Here is a 17,321-nt window from a genome sequence, read left to right as displayed (position 1 = left end):
TGGACAATCCTGGTCGGCCCGCCCTGATCGTAGCTTCGCGCCTCAACCTCCGGTCGTTCGGTTGAAGGTCAGCGGGCGGCCTCTTGCAGGGTGAGCGCGGCTGGAACACGCGCCACTATCCCATATGGGATATTCATCCGAGCCGATCCTCGCAGCATTGCATGCCGATCACTCACAGCAGGAGATCGCTTAAATGAAACTTGCAATCATGACTGCCGTCGGCCTTGCGCTGGCGGCTACCGTTGTTTCGACTCCGGTCGAGGCTGGCCAGTTCGGCGGCCTCGGCAAGAAGATGAAGGAGATCAAGCGCGAAGCCAAAAAGGTCGAGCGCTCGACCGAAGACATCGTCGATACCGTTGAGGCGGTCGATGCGGTCGCCAACGGGCGCGCGCCAGCCAGCTGCAGTTCCAGCTCCAACCACCCCGCGCGCTCGCGCAACGGCGGCTGCCCACCCACTCGCTTCCCACTGGCGCAACCAGCCGAACGGCCTTTCGCCTTACAGCAGCGCGCGGATAAGCTGAGGATGGTGGTGCCGCTTAGGTGACTCGAACACCTGACCCCATCATTACGAATGATGTGCTCTACCAACTGAGCTAAAGCGGCACTTCGCTTGGAGGGACGCCCCTTATCGTCGTGCTGGCGTGGCCGCAACGAAAAATCGGGAAGGCATCGATTCAGCCCGCTTCGCCGATCCGGTCGCATACCGCGGCGATCACGGCGTCGGTGTGCTCAGTGCCTCCGATGTCCGCCGTGCCGACGCCACCGGCGAGGCAATCGGCCACCGCCCGTTCGATATGCGCGGCGGCACCGCCGGCGTCGAGGGCGTGGCGCAGCAGCATCGCCGCGCTGAGCATTGCGCCGATCGGGTTGGCCTTGCCCTGGCCTGCGATATCGGGGGCGGAGCCGTGGATCGGTTCGTAGAGGCCGCCGTGGGTCTGCGACAGCGAGGCCGAGGGCGCGAGGCCGATCGAACCCGCGATCACCGACGCCTCGTCGCTCAGGATGTCGCCGAACATGTTCTCGGTCAGGATGACGTCGAAGGCAGAGGGCTGCTCGATCAGCTTCATCGCCATCGCGTCGACCAGCACGTGATCGAGTTCAACATCGGGATAGTCGGCGTCCCTGAGGGCAACCACGGTCTTGCGCCACAGGCGGCTGGTGGCGAGCACGTTAGCCTTGTCGACCGAGGTGACCCGTCCCTTGCGCTCGCGCGCGGCAGCGAAGGCGATCCGGGCGATCCGCTCGACCTCGTCGCGCGAATAGCTGCACAGGTCCGAGGCGTGGTCGTCCCCTTCCACCTTGTCGCCGAAATAGATCCCGCCAGTCAGTTCGCGCACGATCAGCATGTCGGTGCCGGCCACCCGCTCTTCCTTGAGCGGCGAGAGGTGCTCGAGGCCAGGAAACAGCGTGATCGGGCGCAGGTTGGCAAAGGCGCCGAGCGTCTTGCGCAGGGCGAGCAGGCCCGCCTCGGGCCGGGGCCCTCCGCCGTCCCATTTCGGCCCGCCGACCGCGCCGAGGAAGACGGCGTCGGCCGTGGCACATGCCTTCGCGGTGGCCTCGGGGAAAGGATCGCCGTGCGCATCGATGGCGCAGCCGCCGATGTCGTGGCTTTCGAAGGTAAGCGACAAGCCATGGTGCGGCGCTACCGCCTCCAGCACCGCACGCGCGGCGGCGGCGACTTCGGGGCCGATGCCGTCGCCCGGCAGCAATACGATCGTGTGGCTCACGCTGCCCTCGCCTCATATTCGGCGATGTCCGCATCATGGGCGAGGATGTGGCCGAGCGGATCGACCCCGTCGAGCAGGCAGCGGCGAGCGAAAGGCTCGACCGTGAAGCTGGCTTCGATCCCGTCTTCGGTCCTCAGCGTGCATTCCTCCAGATCGATCGCGATGGCGATGCCGGGCCGTTCGAGGAGGGCAGCATGGGTTTCGGCATCGACCTCGACCGGCAGCAGGCCGTTCTTGAGCGAGTTGCTCTTGAAGATGTCGGCAATGTCCGAGCTGACCACAGCTCTGAAACCGTAATCGAGCAGCGCCCAAGGCGCGTGTTCGCGCGAGGAGCCGCAGCCGAAGTTGGGCCCTGCGACGAGCACCTGGCGGTCGCCTGCGCCTGCGACCGGGAATGGCGAGGCATTCTTGGGCTGATCGTCGGCGGTATAGCGCCAATCGTAGAACGCGTTCGCGCCCAGCCCTTCGCGGGTGGTGGTGGTGAGAAAGCGCGCGGGGATGATCTGGTCGGTGTCGATGTTGGACTGACGGACGACCAGCGTGCGCGCCTCCAGCCGGGTGAACGGATCAGGCTGCATCGCGTGCCTCCGTGCTCAGATAGTGCGATGGATCGGCGATATGGCCCGCGATCGCGCAGGCGGCGGCGGTTGCGGGCCCGGCGAGCACAGTGCGCACGCCCTTGCCCTGCCGACCGACGAAGTTGCGATTGGAAGTCGAAACCACGAGTTCGCCCGGTGCGCCCTGATCTCCGTTCATCGCGATGCACATAGAGCAGCCGGGCAGGCGCCATTCGGCCCCCGCCTCGGTGAAGATCGCGTCCAGTCCCTCGGCCTCGGCCTGCCGACGGATCGCTTCGGAGCCGGGGACGATCAGCGCGGTCACACCCTCGGCCACTGTGCGCCCGCGCAGCACCTCTGCGGCTTCGCGCAGGTCGGACATACGCGAATTGGTGCAACTGCCGATGAAGACCCGGTCGACCTTCGCCTCGGCAAAGGGCCGGTCGGCGGCGAAGCGCATGTATTCGGCGGCCTCGCGTTCGGAGTCGTTGGCGGGCGTAGGAGCGTTGCCGGTGACCGGCGCGGCGGCATCGGGCGATACGCCATAGGTGATCATCGGGCGGATCGCGGAGGCATCGACGGTGACTTCGGTGTCGAAACTCGCATCGGGGTCGGAGGGAAGCTCGCGCCACCGCGCGACCGCTGCGTCCCACTCATCGCCCTGCGGAGAGCGCTCGCGCCCTTCGAGGTAGGCGAAGGTGGTTTCGTCGGGCGCGATCATGCCGACGCGCGCACCGGCCTCGATTGCCATGTTGCACAGCGTCATGCGGCCTTCCATCGACAGCGCCCGGACTGCCTCTCCGGCGAATTCGACTGCGTACCCCTGCCCGCCGTCGGCACCGATCTGCGCGATCATGGCGAGCGCCATGTCCTTCGCGCCAACGCCGGGCGACAGCGCGCCTTCAAAGGTGATGCGCATCGATTTTGGCTTGCGCTGGAGGATGCATTGCGTCGCCAGCACATGGCCGACCTCGGTCGTGCCGATCCCGAAGGCGAGCGCGCCGAAAGCCCCGTGGGTGGAGGTGTGGCTGTCGCCGCAGACTATCGTCTTGCCCGGCTGGGTCAGGCCCATTTCCGGGCCGATCACGTGAACGATCCCGCGCCGCGCATCGTCGAGCCCGAGGAGGTCGATCCCGTATTTCGCGCAGTTGGCCTCCAGCTGGTGGACCTGCTTCTCTGCCGCTTCCGTGGCGTAGGGCAGGCGCCCGTCCGCATCCGCCGGCAGGGTCGGCGTCGAGTGGTCGAGCGTCGCCTGCGTCAGGTCGGGGCGGCGCACCGCCACTCCGCGCTCTTCCAGAACGGCGAAGGCCTGCGGCGAGGTGACCTCGTGGATCAGATGCAGGTCGATGAAGAGGATCGCGGGCGCATCTTCGCTCTCGGGGACGACGACATGCGCGTCCCACAGCTTGTCGAACAGGGACCTTGGCAGCAAGCGTGGTTGAGACATTGCGATACCCTTACGCCGCGTCGGCGAACTTCGCGGCGTGGGACAGCCGCTCATGATTGTTGAACGCTGCCAGCAGGGCCTCGGCGGCGGCGACGACCACGTCGGTGTGCTGGCTGCGGCCCGAGATCGCGACGCCATCGACCATCAGGCCGACCTCGATCTCCATCTCGCGGCTGAGCTGGTGCGCATCGACGCTTTCGAGCGTGCCGGTCTCGATTTCCGCCGCAACGCAGAACGCATCGGTCAGCGCTTCGAACGGGCCGGTGCCGTGGCCGATCGTGGTCAGCCGCCCGCGCGTGGCGTGGTCGAGCGTGAGCTTGGCGGTCGGACGCTCGCTCGCCTTGGTGCCGGTGCGCATCTCGACCCGGACCAGTTCCCACGCATGGCCGCGCCCGTCTTCGGCGAGCAGATCGCACAGGTCGTTGTCGGTCACTTCGCGCTTGGTATCGGCGAGGCGCTTGAAATCGGCGTAGAGCTTCTCGAACCGGTTGTCACCCAGCTCGCCCTGGCCCAGCGCCTCCAGCCGCGCGCGCAAGGCGTGCTTGCCGCTGTGCTTGCCGAGCACCAGCGCGTTGGAGGGCAGGCCGATATCCGCCGGGCTCATGATCTCGTAGGTGCGCGGGTCGGCGAGTACGCCGTGCTGGTGGATGCCCGCCTCGTGCGCAAAGGCATTGCGGCCCACGATCGCCTTGTTGCGCGGGGGGGCATTGCCGGTCACCTCGCCCAGCAGGCGGCTGACGGCGTAGATCTCGCGCGTTTCGACCCCGCTGGTCGCCGCGTAGTGATCGGGACGGGTCTTAAGCGCCATGACCACTTCTTCGAGTGCGCAGTTGCCCGCACGCTCGCCGATGCCGTTGATCGTGCATTCGACCTGGCCCGCTCCGCCGCGCACCGCCGCGAGGCTGTTGGCGACCGCCATGCCGAGGTCGTTGTGGTTATGCGTGGAGAAGACGACATGATCGGGCCGCGCCACATTCGCGGTCATGTCCGCGAACAGCGCATAGATCTCCTCGGGCGAAGTATAGCCGACCGTATCGGGCAAGTTGAGCACATCCGCACCCGCTTCGGCCGCACACTCGAGCGCTTCCTTGAGGAACGCGGGATCGGTGCGCAGCGCATCCTCGGCAGAGAATTCGATCTGCGTGAAATTGCCCTTGGCCATGCGCACCGCGCGCTCGATCGTCTCGAGCGCCTGCGGCTTGTCCATCTGGTGCTTGGCGGCCAGATGCAGGTCGCTGGTTCCGAAGAACAGATGCAGGCGGCTGCGATGCGCGGGCGCGAGGGCGCGCTTGGCAGCCTCCAGATCGCCTTCGGTACAACGGGCGAGCGAACACAGCACGGGCGCGCCGGGCTGATAGCCGATTTCGCTGGCGATCGCATGGATCGCCTCCGCATCGCCGGGCGAGGCGGCGGCGAAGCCGACCTCCATCACATCGACCTTCAGCTTCGCCAGCGCATGGGCCAGCTTGAGCTTCTGCGACGTGTTCATCGAGAAGCCGGGTGCCTGCTCCCCGTCGCGCAGCGACGTATCGAAGATCGCGATCTGGCGGGGTTCAGAGGGTTGCGACATTGACGACCTCCGCGACAGCAGGTGCGCCGTTCAGGCGGATGGTGGCCTCCGTCTCATGCAGCCGCTCGACCTGCTTGAGCATGGTCTCGACGCGGCGGCTCTCGTCCTGCGGGGCGAGCGCGAGCATCATGATCGAGCGGTCTTCGTCGCTGCCCATCTGCATCGAGCGCACGGCAAAGCCGCGCGCCTCGATCACGCCGAGGATCCGGCGCAGCGCACCCTCGGCGCAGCGAAATTCGATGCGGACATGTTCGAGTGAAGGCGTGGGGGCGATCATCGGCGCTTCTCCATCATTTCGGCATTCGATGCGCCCGGCGGCACCAGCGGCCAGACGTTCTCTTCGGGGTCGATCCGGACATGCGCGAGGATCGGCCCGCGCGCCTCGATCAGGCGGTCGATCGCGTCGTCGACTTCCTCGCGACGCTCGATCGAAAAGGCCTCGATCCCGAAGGCATTGGCAACCTCGACGAAATCGGGATTGTCGGACAGGTCGACCTCGGAATAATTGCCCGCGAAGAACAGCTCCTGCCACTGGCGCACCAGGCCCAGCATCGCATTGTCGAGCAACAGGATCTTCACCGGGATGCCATAGCGGCGCAGGGTCGCCAGTTCCTGGATATTCATCTGGAAACCGCCATCGCCGCAGATCGCGAAGACGTGACTGTCGGGCTCGGCCAGCTTGGCGCCGATCGCGGCGGGCAGGCCGTAACCCATCGCACCTAGACCACCCGAGGTCAGGTGCGCCTGCGGGCGCGAGAAACGGCAATGCTGGGCGACCCACATCTGGTGCTGGCCGACGTCGCAGGCCGCGACGAAGTCGTCTCCCACCCGCTCCGACAGGGTCTTGAGCATGGCGGGCGCGTAGATGCCGTTGCCCGGCGCATCGTAGCGCGGTGCGTGCTCCACGCGGTTCGCTGCGGTCGAGCGAGTCCATGCGTCGATATCGCCCTTCTGGAAGTCGATCGCGGCGAGACTCGCCTTCAGGTTGCCACACACCGCCGCATGGGCGTGGCGCAGCTTGCCCAGTTCGGCAGCATCGACATCGATATGCACGACCGAGGCATGCGGTGCGAAGGCCGCCAGCTTGCCGGTCGCCCGGTCGTCGAACCGCGCACCGACCACGATCAGCAGGTCGCTTTCCTGCACCGCCATGTTGGCCGCGCGATGGCCATGCATGCCCAACATGCCGAGCATCGCAGGATGTTCGGGCGGCAGAACGCCCAGCCCCTGCAGGGTTGCCACGGCCGGGATGCCGCTCTCCTCAACGATTCGGCGGACCATGCCGCTGGCATTGTCGCGCGCGACCCCTCCGCCCAGGTAGAACAGGGGCTTGGTGGAGCCCGCGATCAGCCGTTCGGCCTCGGCGATGGCGGCGGGTGAGGGGGCTTGCAGCACATCGGCCTGACCGCGCCATTTCGCTGGATTCTCGCACACGGCCTGCTGCACATCCTTGGGCAGGTCGACCAGCACCGGGCCGGGACGACCGCTTTCGGCGATGGCGAAGGCTTCGGCCAGCGCGACGGGGATATCCGCAGGGTCACGCACGATCGTGGAGTGCTTCACGATCGGCATCGTCATCCCGAAGATGTCGGTTTCCTGAAACGCATCCGTCCCCATCATCGCCTGCGGAACCTGCCCGGTGATCGCCACCATCGGGACCGAGTCCAGATAGGCATTGGCGATCCCGGTGATCAGGTTGGTTGCCCCCGGGCCCGAAGTGGCCAGGCACACGCCCGCCCGGCCGGTCAGCCGGCCGAAGGAATCCGCCGCAAACGCCGCAGCCTGTTCGTGCCGGACGAGGATGTGGCGGGTCTTCCCGTGGGCGATCGCATCATAGACGGGCATGATCGCGCCGCCCGGATAGCCGAACACGCATTTTACCCCGAGCGCGTCCAGCGTGTCGACGACCAGCTGCGCCCCGGTACGGGGGGCGGACTGGATCTCGGGCTCGGCGGAAGGCTGGGTCATGATGTTCATGGCTCTCACTCAATTTAGCAGGGGCGCGCTGATTACGCGGCCTCGCGGGAGGTCTTTTCGTCGGACTGCAACCAAGCCATCAGGCCGCGCAGTTCCTTGCCGGTGGCTTCGATCGGATGCGACAGGTCGGCTGCCTGCATCTCGTCGTACTTTTTCTTGCCCGCCTCGTTCTCGGCGATCCAGTTGCGCGCGAAGGTGCCGTCCTGAATATCGGTCAGCACGTCCTTCATCCGCGCGCGCGTCTCGTCGTTGATCACGCGCGGGCCGGAGACGAGATCGCCGTAGATAGCGGTTTCGGAGACGAATTCGTGCATCTTCTCGAACCCGCCTTCGTACAGCAGGTCGACGATCAGCTTCAGTTCGTGGAGGCACTCGTAATAGGCGATCTCGGGCTGGTAGCCCGCGTTCACCAGAGTATCGAAGCCGGCTGCGACCAGTTCGGTCGCGCCGCCGCACAGCACGGCCTGCTCGCCGAACAGATCGGTTTCGGTTTCCTCTCGGAAGCTGGTTTCGAGCGCGCCTGCGGTGGTCCCGCCGATCAGGCTGGCATAGGCCAATGCCCGATCGCGCGCTTCGCCGGTCGCATCCTGACGGACCGCGAACAGGCAGGGCACGCCCGCGCCGCGCTCGTATTCACGGCGGACCAGATCGCCCGGGCCCTTGGGCGCCACGAGAATCACGTCGATCCCGGCGGCGGGCTGGATGCGTTCGTACAGCACGGTGAAGCCATGCGCGACGAGGATCGCGTCGCCCTGCTCCAGGTTGGGCGCGATTTCGGAGGCGAAGATCGCCTCGTGGCTCATGTCGGGCGTGAGCAGCGCGACGAGCGAGGCGGCCTTGGCCGCTTCGGCGACCGGCATCACGGTGAGGCCGTCGGCGCGCGCCTTGGCTGCGGTGGACGAACCGTCGCGCAGGCCAACGATCACTTCGCAGCCCGAATCCTTCAGGTTCATCGCATGGGCGCGGCCCTGGCTACCGTAGCCGATGATGGCGACGGGCTTGCCGCGCACCAGATCGGGATTCGCGTCTTCGTCGGTGTAGACTTTGATCGTCTTGGGCATGGTTCTGGATCCTTTATTCGGTAACTGGTGGAATGGTGGTTGCGCCGTAGGCGGCGGACGAGACGAGCCGGGCGTATTTGTCGAACACCCCGCCCATGCGGTTTGGTTCTCTCGGGGTATGCGCCGCGCGGCGCGCCTCCCAGTCGATGTCGGCGTCGATCCTGCGCTTTTGCGTATCGATGCGAATGATGTCGCCGGTTTCGACCAGCCCGATCGGGCCGCCCTTGGCCGCCTCGGGCGAACAATGCCCGATCACGAAGCCGTGGCTGGCACCCGAGAAGCGCCCGTCGGTAATCAGCGCGACCTGCCCGGCGAGGCCCTGGCCGGCGATGGCGGCGGTCACCGCCAGCATCTCGCGCATGCCCGGGCCACCCGAAGGGCCTTCGTAGCGGATGATGACGACATCGCCCGCCTTGATTTCATTGGCGTTGACGGCGGCGAAGCAGGCCTCCTCGCCCTCGAAGACCTTGGCCGGGCCCTCGAACGATTTGGAGCCGTATCCGGCGGTCTTCAGCACCGCGCCCTCGGGCGCGACATCGCCGTAGAGGATCGACAGGCCACCCGTCGCCTTGACCGGATCGGCAGGCGATTTGACCACCTGCTGCCCCGGCGTTTCTTCGGCCCGGGCCAGTTCCGTGAACAGGCTATCGCCCGTCACGGTGGGCGTGTCTTCCAGCATCCCCGCATCCGCCAGCCGCTTGCCGAACAGCGGAACGCCACCCGCAGCATAGAGATCGCGCGCCAGGAAGCGCCCGCCTGGCTTGAGGTCGGTGATGACCGGCACGGTGCGCGACAGCTCGTCGAAGGTCTCGATCGGGAAGGCGAAGCCCGCCTCTGCCGCAATCGCGGGCAAGTGGAGAACAGCATTGGTCGAGCCGCCGCTCGCCACCACCGCGGTCGCCGCGTTGCGGATCGAGGCGGGGGTCAGGAAAGTGCGGGCCGAAGTGCCCTCGTGCGCCAGCTTGGCCGCCAGCCGACCGCAGCGTGCCGCCTCGACCCGCTTGGCAGAGTCGGTCGCTGGCGGATCGCCTGAACCCATCGGGCTGATGCCCATCATCGCCAGCGCCATCGCCATGGTGTTGGCGGTGAACTGCCCGCCGCATGCGCCCGCGCCGGGGCATGCCGCACGCTCGACCTTGTCGAGCTCGGCATCGCTCATATCGCCCTTGGCATGCGCGCCGACGGCTTCGAACACGTCCTGGATCGACAGGTCGCGGCCATCCATGTGGCCGGGCATGATCGTGCCGCCGTAGAAGACCAGCCCGGGAATATCGAGCCGGGCCAGCGCCATCGCGGCGGCGGGAATGGTCTTGTCGCAACCGACCAGAATGATCGCTGCATCCAGCGAATGGCCCTTCACCGCCAGCTCGATCGAGTCGGCGATGATCTCGCGGCTGATCAGCGAGGCACGCATTCCCTCGCCGCCCATGGTGATCCCGTCGGAGACGACGATGGTGTTGAAGTCGACCGGAGTCGCCCCGTTCTCCCGCAGACCTTCGCGAATCGGCTCGGCCAGATCGGCCAGGTGCATGTTGCACGGCGTCACGGTGGACCAGGTATTGACCACCGCCACCATTGGCTGGGCCATTTGCTCGTCCGAATAGCCCGCGCCGCGCAGCATGGCGCGTGCGGGGGCCTTGGCCGGGCCCTTGGTAATTGCGTCGGAGCGTTTGGAAGAAGTATCAGTCATTACGTCGATCGATCCCTTGACGGACCCAATAAAAAACCCCGCTTTCCGGTTCGGAGAGCGGGGTTCCTGGAGGTCCGTCTGGCTAAGCCTAGCCGATGGGCACTCCCCCCCGCTGAATAAGAAGTACGAATACAAGAAGGACGAGGAGCAGCGCGAGGCCCTGCGCATAACGCACAGTCTCGTCGGCAGTACGGATGGCGGCCACGGCCTTCATTCGTCGTTCCTCGCATGCGCAGCACGATTGCTGCGGTTGCGTGCGTTTTATAAGCTCAATCCTTAAGAGCAAGCAAAAATATTACCGAAAAGGACCGTTTCGCGAATTTAACGGTCGCGGAGCAAAGTGGCGGTCGGAATTTCCTGTGCGATCTCAGTCACCTGCGGGCACGAACAAAGTGGCGCGTGCGCCATTAAAAAGCGCCTCGATCGGATGCGCGTCGCGCCCGCTCGCGATGATGGTTGCGCAGTCGAGCATTGCGGCATGGCGCGCAGCGGCGAGCTTGGTCGCCATTCCGCCGGTGCCCACGCCCGCTGCGTCCGCGCCGCCCGCCATCGCGGCGATTCGGTCGTCGATCGTCGAGACGAACGGGATATGGCGCGCCTCGGGATCGTCCGGCGCGCGATCGTACAAGCCATCCACGTCGGACAGCAGCAGGAGGAGGTCCGCGCCCGCCAGTTCCGCCACCAATGCCGAGAGACGGTCATTGTCGCCCAGCTTCAGTTCTTCGGTGGCGACGCTGTCGTTCTCGTTGACCACGGGAAGCACGCCCGCCCCCAGCAGCACCGACAGGGTGGCACGTGCATTGGCGGATCGCTGAGCAGATTCGCTGTCGTCATAGGTGAGCAGCAGCTGCGCCACCGCGATGTCTTGCGCCGCGAAGGCGCCCGCCCAGGCATTCATCAGCAGGCTCTGACCGACAGCGGCGGCAGCCTGCCGATGATCGAGCTGGGGCGAGCGTTGCATGCCAAGCTGGCGCCAGCCGAGCGCGACCGCGCCCGAACTGACCACGATCACGCGCACGCCGCTTTTGCGTATGTCCGCGATGTCGCGAGCCAGGCTGGCGAGCCACGCTGCGCGCGGCGTGCGATCGTCGGGATCGACCAACAGCGAAGAGCCGATCTTGATCACGACCGTCCGCGCCGCACTCAGCCTTGCCGCGAGGTCTTGCCGTGGTTCGATCAAGGAGCGACCCGCCCGGTCGTGCTTTCGTGCACCAGCAGCAGGCGGACCAGCTTGGCGACCGGGCGCGGCACGCCGATGCGTCCTTCCAGCCACAGGCTCACGGTCGAGCGATCGACCCCGATGGCCTGCGCCAGCGAGCTCTGGGTGGCGTAGCCCAGCCGGTCCATCGCGCCCCGCAATTCATCGGGCTGCATCGAGGCGAGCATGGGATCGGCAGCGGAAGCCGATGCCGGCCCCCCTTCTTTCGCAAATGCAGAAACAATTCCGCACTGCGGCGCTCGCTGTGAATTTTTCACGCTGTGTGATGCAGTTCGCGTCATGCCAAAACCCCTTGTTTTTAAATATTTTAACGGGTGTTCGATTCCTATGCGGACGAGATTGACGATCTCGCAGATATTGTGCGATGCATCATAAATGACAAATCCATGACCCTTCAAGCAATAATTGAAGGGCGTGGGTGCCTGTCGTTGACATATACCTGTCGGGGGGACCGATATGAAATTGATCGTGGCCATCATCAAACCGTTCAAACTGGACGAGGTGGTCGAAGCCCTCACTGGCGTCGGAGTGACCGGGTTAACCGTCTCCGAGGCCAAAGGCTTCGGGCGTCAAAAGGGACACACTGAGGTCTATCGCGGAGCCGAATACGACACGAGCTTCGTGCCCAAGCTCCGCATCGAAACCGTCGTGGCGGACGATGTCGCACCCAAGGCGATCGAGGCGATCGCCGCTGCCGCCAAGACCGATTCGATCGGCGATGGCAAGATTTTCACACTCGATGTCCCGTCCGCGCTGCGCATCCGCACCGGCGAGACCGACGACACCGCGCTTTGAGGGGGAACACCAAAATGCTGAAGCTAAGATCGATTGCCGGAGCGGCCATCGCCGCCTTCGCCGCGGCACCCGCGCTCGCCCTGCAGGCGCCGGCGGAAACCGCACCTGCCGCAGCAGAGGCTGCCGCCACCATCGCCAAGGGCGATACCGCCTTCATGATCATCGCGACCGTGCTGGTCATGCTGATGATCGTGCCCGGCCTCGCGCTGTTCTACGGCGGGCTTGCCCGCACGAAGAACATGGCCTCGGTCCTCACCCAGGTGCTCGGCGTCGCGTGCCTCGCGATGATCATCTGGGTCACCTGCGGCTATTCGATGGCGTTTGGTGACACCGGCAACGCCTTCATCGCCGATTTCGGCAAGGTCTTCCTGAAAGGGGTAACCTCCGATTCGGGCGCGGCGACCTTCTCCGACGGCGTCGAGATCCCCGAATACATCTTCATCGCCTTTCAGATGACCTTCGCGGCGATCACCGCTGCGCTGATCGTCGGCGGCACGATGGAGCGGGCCAAGTTCTCGACCATGATGGTGTTCACCGCCATCTGGCTGACGATCGTCTACTTCCCGATCGCGCACATGGTGTGGGCGACCGGCGGCCTGATCTTCGAATGGGGCGCGCTCGACTTCGCGGGAGGCACCGTGGTCCACATCAACGCGGGCGTTTCCGCGCTGGTCGGCTGCCTGATCCTTGGCAAGCGCGTGGGCTATCCGAAGGAACCGATGCCCCCGCACTCGCTGACCATGACGCTGATCGGCACCGGCCTGCTATGGGTTGGCTGGTTCGGCTTCAACGGCGGATCGGAACTGGAAGCGGACGGTGTGGCCTCGCTCGCGGTGCTCAACACCTTCGTCGCCACGGCCGCGGGCGTGCTGTTCTGGATGCTGGGCGAGACAATCTCGGGCCGCAAGGGTTCGCTGCTGGGCGGCTGCTCGGGCGCCATTGCAGGCCTCGTCGCGGTCACGCCTGCGGCCGGCAACAGCGGCCCGTTCGGAGCGATCCTGATCGGTGCGGCTGCCGCGCTGGTGTGCTTCTGGTTCGTCACCATGCTCAAGCCCAAGCTGGGGCTGGACGATTCCGCGGACGTCTTCGGCATCCACGGGATCGGCGGCATCGTTGGCTCGCTCGGCACCGCCTTTACCATGATGCCGGGCCTCGGTGGGCCGGGCGATGCGGAATACGACGCAGGCGCGCAGTTCATCATCCAGGCCATGGGCGTGGGTGTTGCGATCGGCTGGGCCGCTGTCGGCGCCGCGATCGCATGGTTCATCGCCAAGCTGGTGACCGGCGGGCGTGTTTCCGAAGAAAAGGAACGCGACGGCCTCGACCTCAGCGAACACGGCGAACGCGCTTACAACTACTGAGTGTGACTTAGGACCGGAGGGGTCCGCGATCCCGGCGCGAGAGACCGGGACGCGGACCCCGCCGGAAGAGGGGGGGAGAGGGCTGTGATCCAAGGAGAAAAGAAAATGCGTTTTTCCAGAATTGCCCCGGCGGCATTGCTTGCCGCTTTCATGTTTGCCAGCCCCGCGCTGGCCCAGGAGGAAGAAGAAGAGACCGGCCCGATCGAGATCAGCGGCAATGTCAGCCTGGTGACCGATTACCGTTTCCGCGGGGTAACCTTCTCGGATGAGGATATCGCGGTTCAGGGCGGTATCGACATCGGTCACGAGAGCGGTTTCTACGTCGGCGCATGGGCCTCTTCGCTGGAGGACAGCGCGCTTTACGGGCACACCGAACTCGACATCTACGGCGGTTGGTCGGGCGATGTCGGCTCCGGCGTCTCGGTCGATGTGGGCCTGCTCTACTACATCTACCCGAATGGGGAAGATGCGGTCGGCGACAGCGATTATTTCGAACCCTACGCCTCGGTCACCGCAGCGATAGGGCCGGTCGAAGCGACCGTCGGCGCAGCCTATGCGCCCGAGCAGGGCTCGGCGCTGCCGGACGACAACATTTACGTCTACGGCGGGCTCGGGACCGCAATTCCCGACACCCCGCTCAGCCTGGCGGCCCACCTCGGCTATTCGGAAGGCAGCCTGGACTATGGTTCGGACGGCTATCTCGACTGGTCGCTGGGCGCGAGCTACTCCTACGACATCCTCACGCTCGGCGTCGCCTATGTCGACACCGACTTGCCCGATATTGCGGGCCAGGATGCAGCCGTGGTCTTCAGCATCGGCGCCAGCTTCTAGGCTAACCGACGCTTTCAGGGTCGCAGCAAGAGACGGCCCGTCGCTCCGATAGGAGCGGCGGGCCGTTCTCGTTGGTCATGGCCATCACGGTTTCGATCCGCTCGCCATCAGGCGGAAGCCCCAGGCCGGCAGGGAAATCGTGTCGCCCGCTGCGACACTCACCGCATCGCCCGTTCCGAATTCGCGATAGTCACCCGCCGCCAACCCATCGGCCAGCGTCGCCTCGACCGGCTGGTTGGAGAGGTTGAACAGCCCGACCACCTTGTTGCCGCCTTGCTGGCGGACCCAGCCGAACAATTGCTGCGGCTTGTCGTTCACCACCTGGCTCATCCGCGCACCCCACTGGCCGTTGTGCAGCGCCGGATTGGCATCGCGAAACGCGATCAGATCCGCCAGCAGATCGCCATAGGCACAGTCCTCGCCCTGGCTCCAGTCGATCGGGTCCTTCTCGAAGAACTCCAGCCGCTTGGCGTTGCACGCTTCCTGCCCGTTGTGGATCAGCGGAAGCCCCTCGCCGGTGAAGGCGAGCGCGGTCATCGCGGGCAACGCGTCGCCGTAATTCTCGTACAGCGTGCCTTCCCACGCATTGCTGTCGTGGTTCTCGATATAGGTCATGCGCATGGCCTCGCGCGGCCACAGGCTCTCGTTCTCGGCATAATATCCGAACAGGCCGGTCGCATCGGCTTCGCCCTTCGCGATCCGCTTCGACGTGTGATGCCAGTCCCATGCATAGGTCGCGTCGAAGGCGGCGCGGTGGTGCGCGGTCTGCTGCACCTCGCCCAGCATGAAGACCGGGCGGATAGCCTCCAATCGCGCGCGCATCGTCTCCCAGAAATCGACCGGGATGTAGCCCGCGACATCAGCGCGATAGCCGTCGACGCCGAAATCGCGGACCCAGTATTCCATCGCCTTGCCGACATGCTCGCGCACGCCGGGCTTCGACCAGTCGAGATCGATGATGTCGGACCAGTCCCACCACGGGGTCGGGCGGAAATGGCCGTCCCAGGTTTTCTCGTACCAGTCGGGATGTTCGCTGCTGAGCGCATTGTCCCACGCGGTATGATTGGCGACCAGATCGAGGATGACCTTGAAACCCTGCGCGTGCGCAGCGTCGATGAAGGCGCGCAGATCGTCCTCGGTGCCGAATTCGGGGTTCACCGCGTAGTAGTCGCGTACGGAATAGGGGCTGCCGAGCGTGCCCTTGCGGTTGACCTCGCCGATCGGGTGGATCGGCATCAGCCACAGGATATCGACGCCCAGTTGCTTGAGGCGCGGCAGCTCCTTCTGCGCGGCGGCGAAGGTGCCCTCGCGCGTGAACTGGCGGGTGTTGATCTGGTAAAGCACCGCATCGCGGCTCCAGTCAGGCGCTTCGATCTCGACGAAGGGCTGCGGCTGCCAGGGGTCCTCGCCGCCCTGTCCCATCGCCGGAGCGGCGAGGCCCGCGAGAAGCGCGGCAAGTGCGAGCTTACGCATCAGCCATCTCCCCTTCGCCGGGAATTTTCACCCGCAGCATCGCGAGCCCTGCCAGCGCCCAGCTGGCGGCGGCGAACAGCATCGTCCAGATCGGCTCGCCCGGGAACAACGCGTTCATCACGCTGCCCATCACCGTCGCCACCAGCAGCTGCGGCACGACGACGAAGATGTTGAACAGCCCCATGTAGATGCCGAGCTTGGCCTGCGGCAGGCTGCTCGCGAGGATGGCGTAGGGCATGGCGAGGATGGAGGCCCAGGCGATGCCCTTCAGGATTTCGCACACGATCAGCAGGTTCGGATCGCGCAGCACGAAATAGCCGAGGAAGCCAGCTGCGCCGAGCAACAGGCAGGTAAGGTGCGTGCGTGCCTTGCCGATTTTGCGGCTCATCACCGGCAACAGGAGCAGTGCGGCGACTGCGGCGACCCCGTTCTGGACGGTGTAGATGAGGTTCCACCAGTTCGCGCCCTCATTATAGGCGGCGGTGGTCGGATCGGCGCTGCCGTAGAAATATTGCGAGACGATCGGCCCCGAATAGATCCACATGATGAAGAGCGCAGACCAGCTGAAGAACTGCACCAGCGCGAGGCGTTTCATCGCCTCCGGCATGCCTGAGAAATCGCCGACAATGCTGGAGAGCATATTGGCGGATTGCCCCTTCTTCGCCATCGAAATGCCGATTGCGGACAGAATGCCATAGATCGCCATCAACCCGCCGAGCAGGTAGATTTCCTTCTCCAGCCCCAGCGGCGCAACCGCCGCCGCAACACCTGCGCCGAACACGATCCACAGGATCGCGGAACCGGAGTTCTTGGCCGCGAGCGCGCGCATCGGCTCGCCCGTCTCCACCTCGCGCTCCGCCTCGAAGGCTGCCATTTCCTCGGGTGAGTATTCTTTCGTCGTCACCACGGTCCAGCCGATGGCGAGGAACAGCGCGACCGCGCCCGCCCAGAAGCTGAAGCGCACCGTGTCCGGTATCTCGCCCGGCGGGGCGACGTTGCTCACGCCAACCTGTTCGAGCAGCCACGGGAAGATCGCCGCCACCACCGCCCCCGCGCCGATGAAAGCGGTCTGCACCGCGTAGCCCGTGGCGTGCTGCGAGCGGTCGAGCATGTCGCCCACAAAGGCGCGGAACGGTTCCATCGCGATGTTGAGGCTGGCATCAAGGATCCACAACAGCGCAGCAGCGAACAACAAGGGCGCAGCGAATGCGGGTGCCAGAGGCATCAGGAACAGCGAGATCGCGGCGAGCAATGCGCCGGTCATGAAATAGGGCCGACGACGGCCGAAGCGGTTCCAGGTCTTGTCCGACAGGTGGCCGATGATCGGCTGGACGATCAGCCCGGTGAGCGGCGCGGCGACCCACAGCGCGGGCAGATCGTCCATGCTCGCACCGAGCGTCTGGAAGATGCGGCTCATGTTCGAATTCTGCAGCACGAAGCCGATCTGGATACCGAAGAAACCGAAGCTGATATTGGCGAGCCCGCCCGCGCCCATATGCGGCTTGCGTGTCGCAATTCTAGCAGGCGCTGCGTCCCCGACCGATGCCATGACCTGTTTCCTCTTCCCACAGCCGCGCATCGGTCGTCTCGCCGAGTTTCGCGTCGCCGGATGT

Annotated in this window: 16 protein-coding genes and 1 tRNA gene; 4 read left to right on the top strand and 13 right to left on the bottom strand. The window is 65.6% G+C overall.

Annotation, left to right across the window (positions count from 1 at the left end):
• Positions 1–193: 193 nt before the first annotated feature.
• A complete protein-coding gene (locus tag AAG612_RS12320) occupies positions 194–544 on the top strand; it encodes a hypothetical protein (RefSeq protein WP_342510489.1) in 351 nt (116 codons plus the stop codon).
• On the opposite strand, the gene AAG612_RS12315 is transcribed toward AAG612_RS12320, so the two are convergent.
• The 11 genes from AAG612_RS12315 to AAG612_RS12265 form a co-directional block, all read right to left on the bottom strand.
• Positions 528–603, bottom strand: a tRNA-Thr gene (locus tag AAG612_RS12315). The two genes, AAG612_RS12320 and AAG612_RS12315, sit on opposite strands and share 17 nt — an antisense overlap.
• Before the next feature lie 71 nt (positions 604–674).
• Positions 675–1,727: a 3-isopropylmalate dehydrogenase gene (gene leuB, locus AAG612_RS12310; protein WP_342510486.1), complete on the bottom strand. Its 1,053-nt coding sequence runs from the start codon at positions 1,725–1,727 to the stop codon at positions 675–677.
• The gene (gene leuD / locus AAG612_RS12305) at positions 1,724–2,305 is read right to left on the bottom strand and encodes a 3-isopropylmalate dehydratase small subunit (RefSeq protein ID WP_342510484.1); all 582 of its coding nucleotides are present in this window, start codon (positions 2,303–2,305) and stop codon (positions 1,724–1,726) included. The genes leuB and leuD overlap by 4 nt, the downstream gene beginning before the upstream one ends.
• Positions 2,295–3,731, bottom strand: a complete 1,437-nt coding sequence (gene leuC, locus AAG612_RS12300; protein ID WP_342510482.1) for a 3-isopropylmalate dehydratase large subunit — start codon at positions 3,729–3,731, stop codon at positions 2,295–2,297. The genes leuD and leuC overlap by 11 nt, the downstream gene beginning before the upstream one ends.
• Before the next feature lie 10 nt (positions 3,732–3,741).
• Positions 3,742–5,301, bottom strand: coding sequence for a 2-isopropylmalate synthase (locus AAG612_RS12295; protein ID WP_342510481.1), 1,560 nt, complete (start codon positions 5,299–5,301; stop codon positions 3,742–3,744).
• A complete protein-coding gene (locus AAG612_RS12290) occupies positions 5,285–5,578 on the bottom strand; it encodes an ACT domain-containing protein (RefSeq protein WP_342510479.1) in 294 nt (97 codons plus the stop codon). Before AAG612_RS12290 ends, AAG612_RS12295 begins: the two co-directional genes overlap by 17 nt.
• Complete coding sequence (gene ilvG, locus AAG612_RS12285) at positions 5,575–7,278, bottom strand: acetolactate synthase 2 catalytic subunit (RefSeq protein ID WP_342510477.1); 1,704 nt, start codon at positions 7,276–7,278, stop codon at positions 5,575–5,577. Before ilvG ends, AAG612_RS12290 begins: the two co-directional genes overlap by 4 nt.
• A gap of 32 nt (positions 7,279–7,310) precedes the next feature.
• A complete protein-coding gene (gene ilvC / locus AAG612_RS12280) occupies positions 7,311–8,339 on the bottom strand; it encodes a ketol-acid reductoisomerase (RefSeq protein ID WP_342510474.1) in 1,029 nt (342 codons plus the stop codon).
• 13 nt (positions 8,340–8,352) lie between these two features.
• A complete protein-coding gene (gene ilvD / locus AAG612_RS12275; RefSeq protein ID WP_342510472.1) occupies positions 8,353–10,029 on the bottom strand; it encodes a dihydroxy-acid dehydratase in 1,677 nt (558 codons plus the stop codon).
• Positions 10,030–10,396: 367 nt separating this feature from the next.
• Positions 10,397–11,209, bottom strand: coding sequence for a glutamate 5-kinase (gene proB / locus AAG612_RS12270; RefSeq protein WP_342510470.1), 813 nt, complete (start codon positions 11,207–11,209; stop codon positions 10,397–10,399).
• Complete coding sequence (locus tag AAG612_RS12265) at positions 11,206–11,415, bottom strand: helix-turn-helix domain-containing protein (protein WP_342510468.1); 210 nt, start codon at positions 11,413–11,415, stop codon at positions 11,206–11,208. The genes proB and AAG612_RS12265 overlap by 4 nt, the downstream gene beginning before the upstream one ends.
• A gap of 289 nt (positions 11,416–11,704) precedes the next feature.
• Here AAG612_RS12265 and AAG612_RS12260 point away from each other — a divergent pair, with 289 nt between their 5' ends.
• The 3 genes from AAG612_RS12260 (at position 11,705) to AAG612_RS12250 (ending at position 14,235) form a co-directional block, all read left to right on the top strand.
• The gene (locus tag AAG612_RS12260; RefSeq protein WP_342510466.1) at positions 11,705–12,043 is read left to right on the top strand and encodes a P-II family nitrogen regulator; all 339 of its coding nucleotides are present in this window, start codon (positions 11,705–11,707) and stop codon (positions 12,041–12,043) included.
• A 14-nt stretch (positions 12,044–12,057) separates the two neighbouring features.
• On the top strand, positions 12,058–13,404 hold the full coding sequence (locus AAG612_RS12255; protein ID WP_342510464.1) for an ammonium transporter: 1,347 nt from the start codon (positions 12,058–12,060) through the stop codon (positions 13,402–13,404).
• A gap of 105 nt (positions 13,405–13,509) precedes the next feature.
• Entirely contained in the window at positions 13,510–14,235 is a 726-nt protein-coding gene (locus AAG612_RS12250) for a TorF family putative porin (RefSeq protein ID WP_342510461.1), read from the top strand.
• Between the two features lie 84 nt (positions 14,236–14,319).
• On the opposite strand, the gene AAG612_RS12245 is transcribed toward AAG612_RS12250, so the two are convergent.
• A complete protein-coding gene (locus AAG612_RS12245; protein ID WP_342510459.1) occupies positions 14,320–15,708 on the bottom strand; it encodes an alpha-amylase family glycosyl hydrolase in 1,389 nt (462 codons plus the stop codon).
• Complete coding sequence (locus tag AAG612_RS12240) at positions 15,701–17,257, bottom strand: MFS transporter (RefSeq protein WP_425341859.1); 1,557 nt, start codon at positions 17,255–17,257, stop codon at positions 15,701–15,703. Before AAG612_RS12240 ends, AAG612_RS12245 begins: the two co-directional genes overlap by 8 nt.
• Positions 17,258–17,321: the final 64 nt, after the last annotated feature.

It is taken from the genome of Citromicrobium bathyomarinum (assembly GCF_038594605.1).
GTDB lineage: Bacteria > Pseudomonadota > Alphaproteobacteria > Sphingomonadales > Sphingomonadaceae > Alteriqipengyuania > Alteriqipengyuania bathyomarina_B.
Note: the sequence above shows the minus strand (reverse complement) of the source record. Positions and strands in the feature narration are given on the sequence as shown.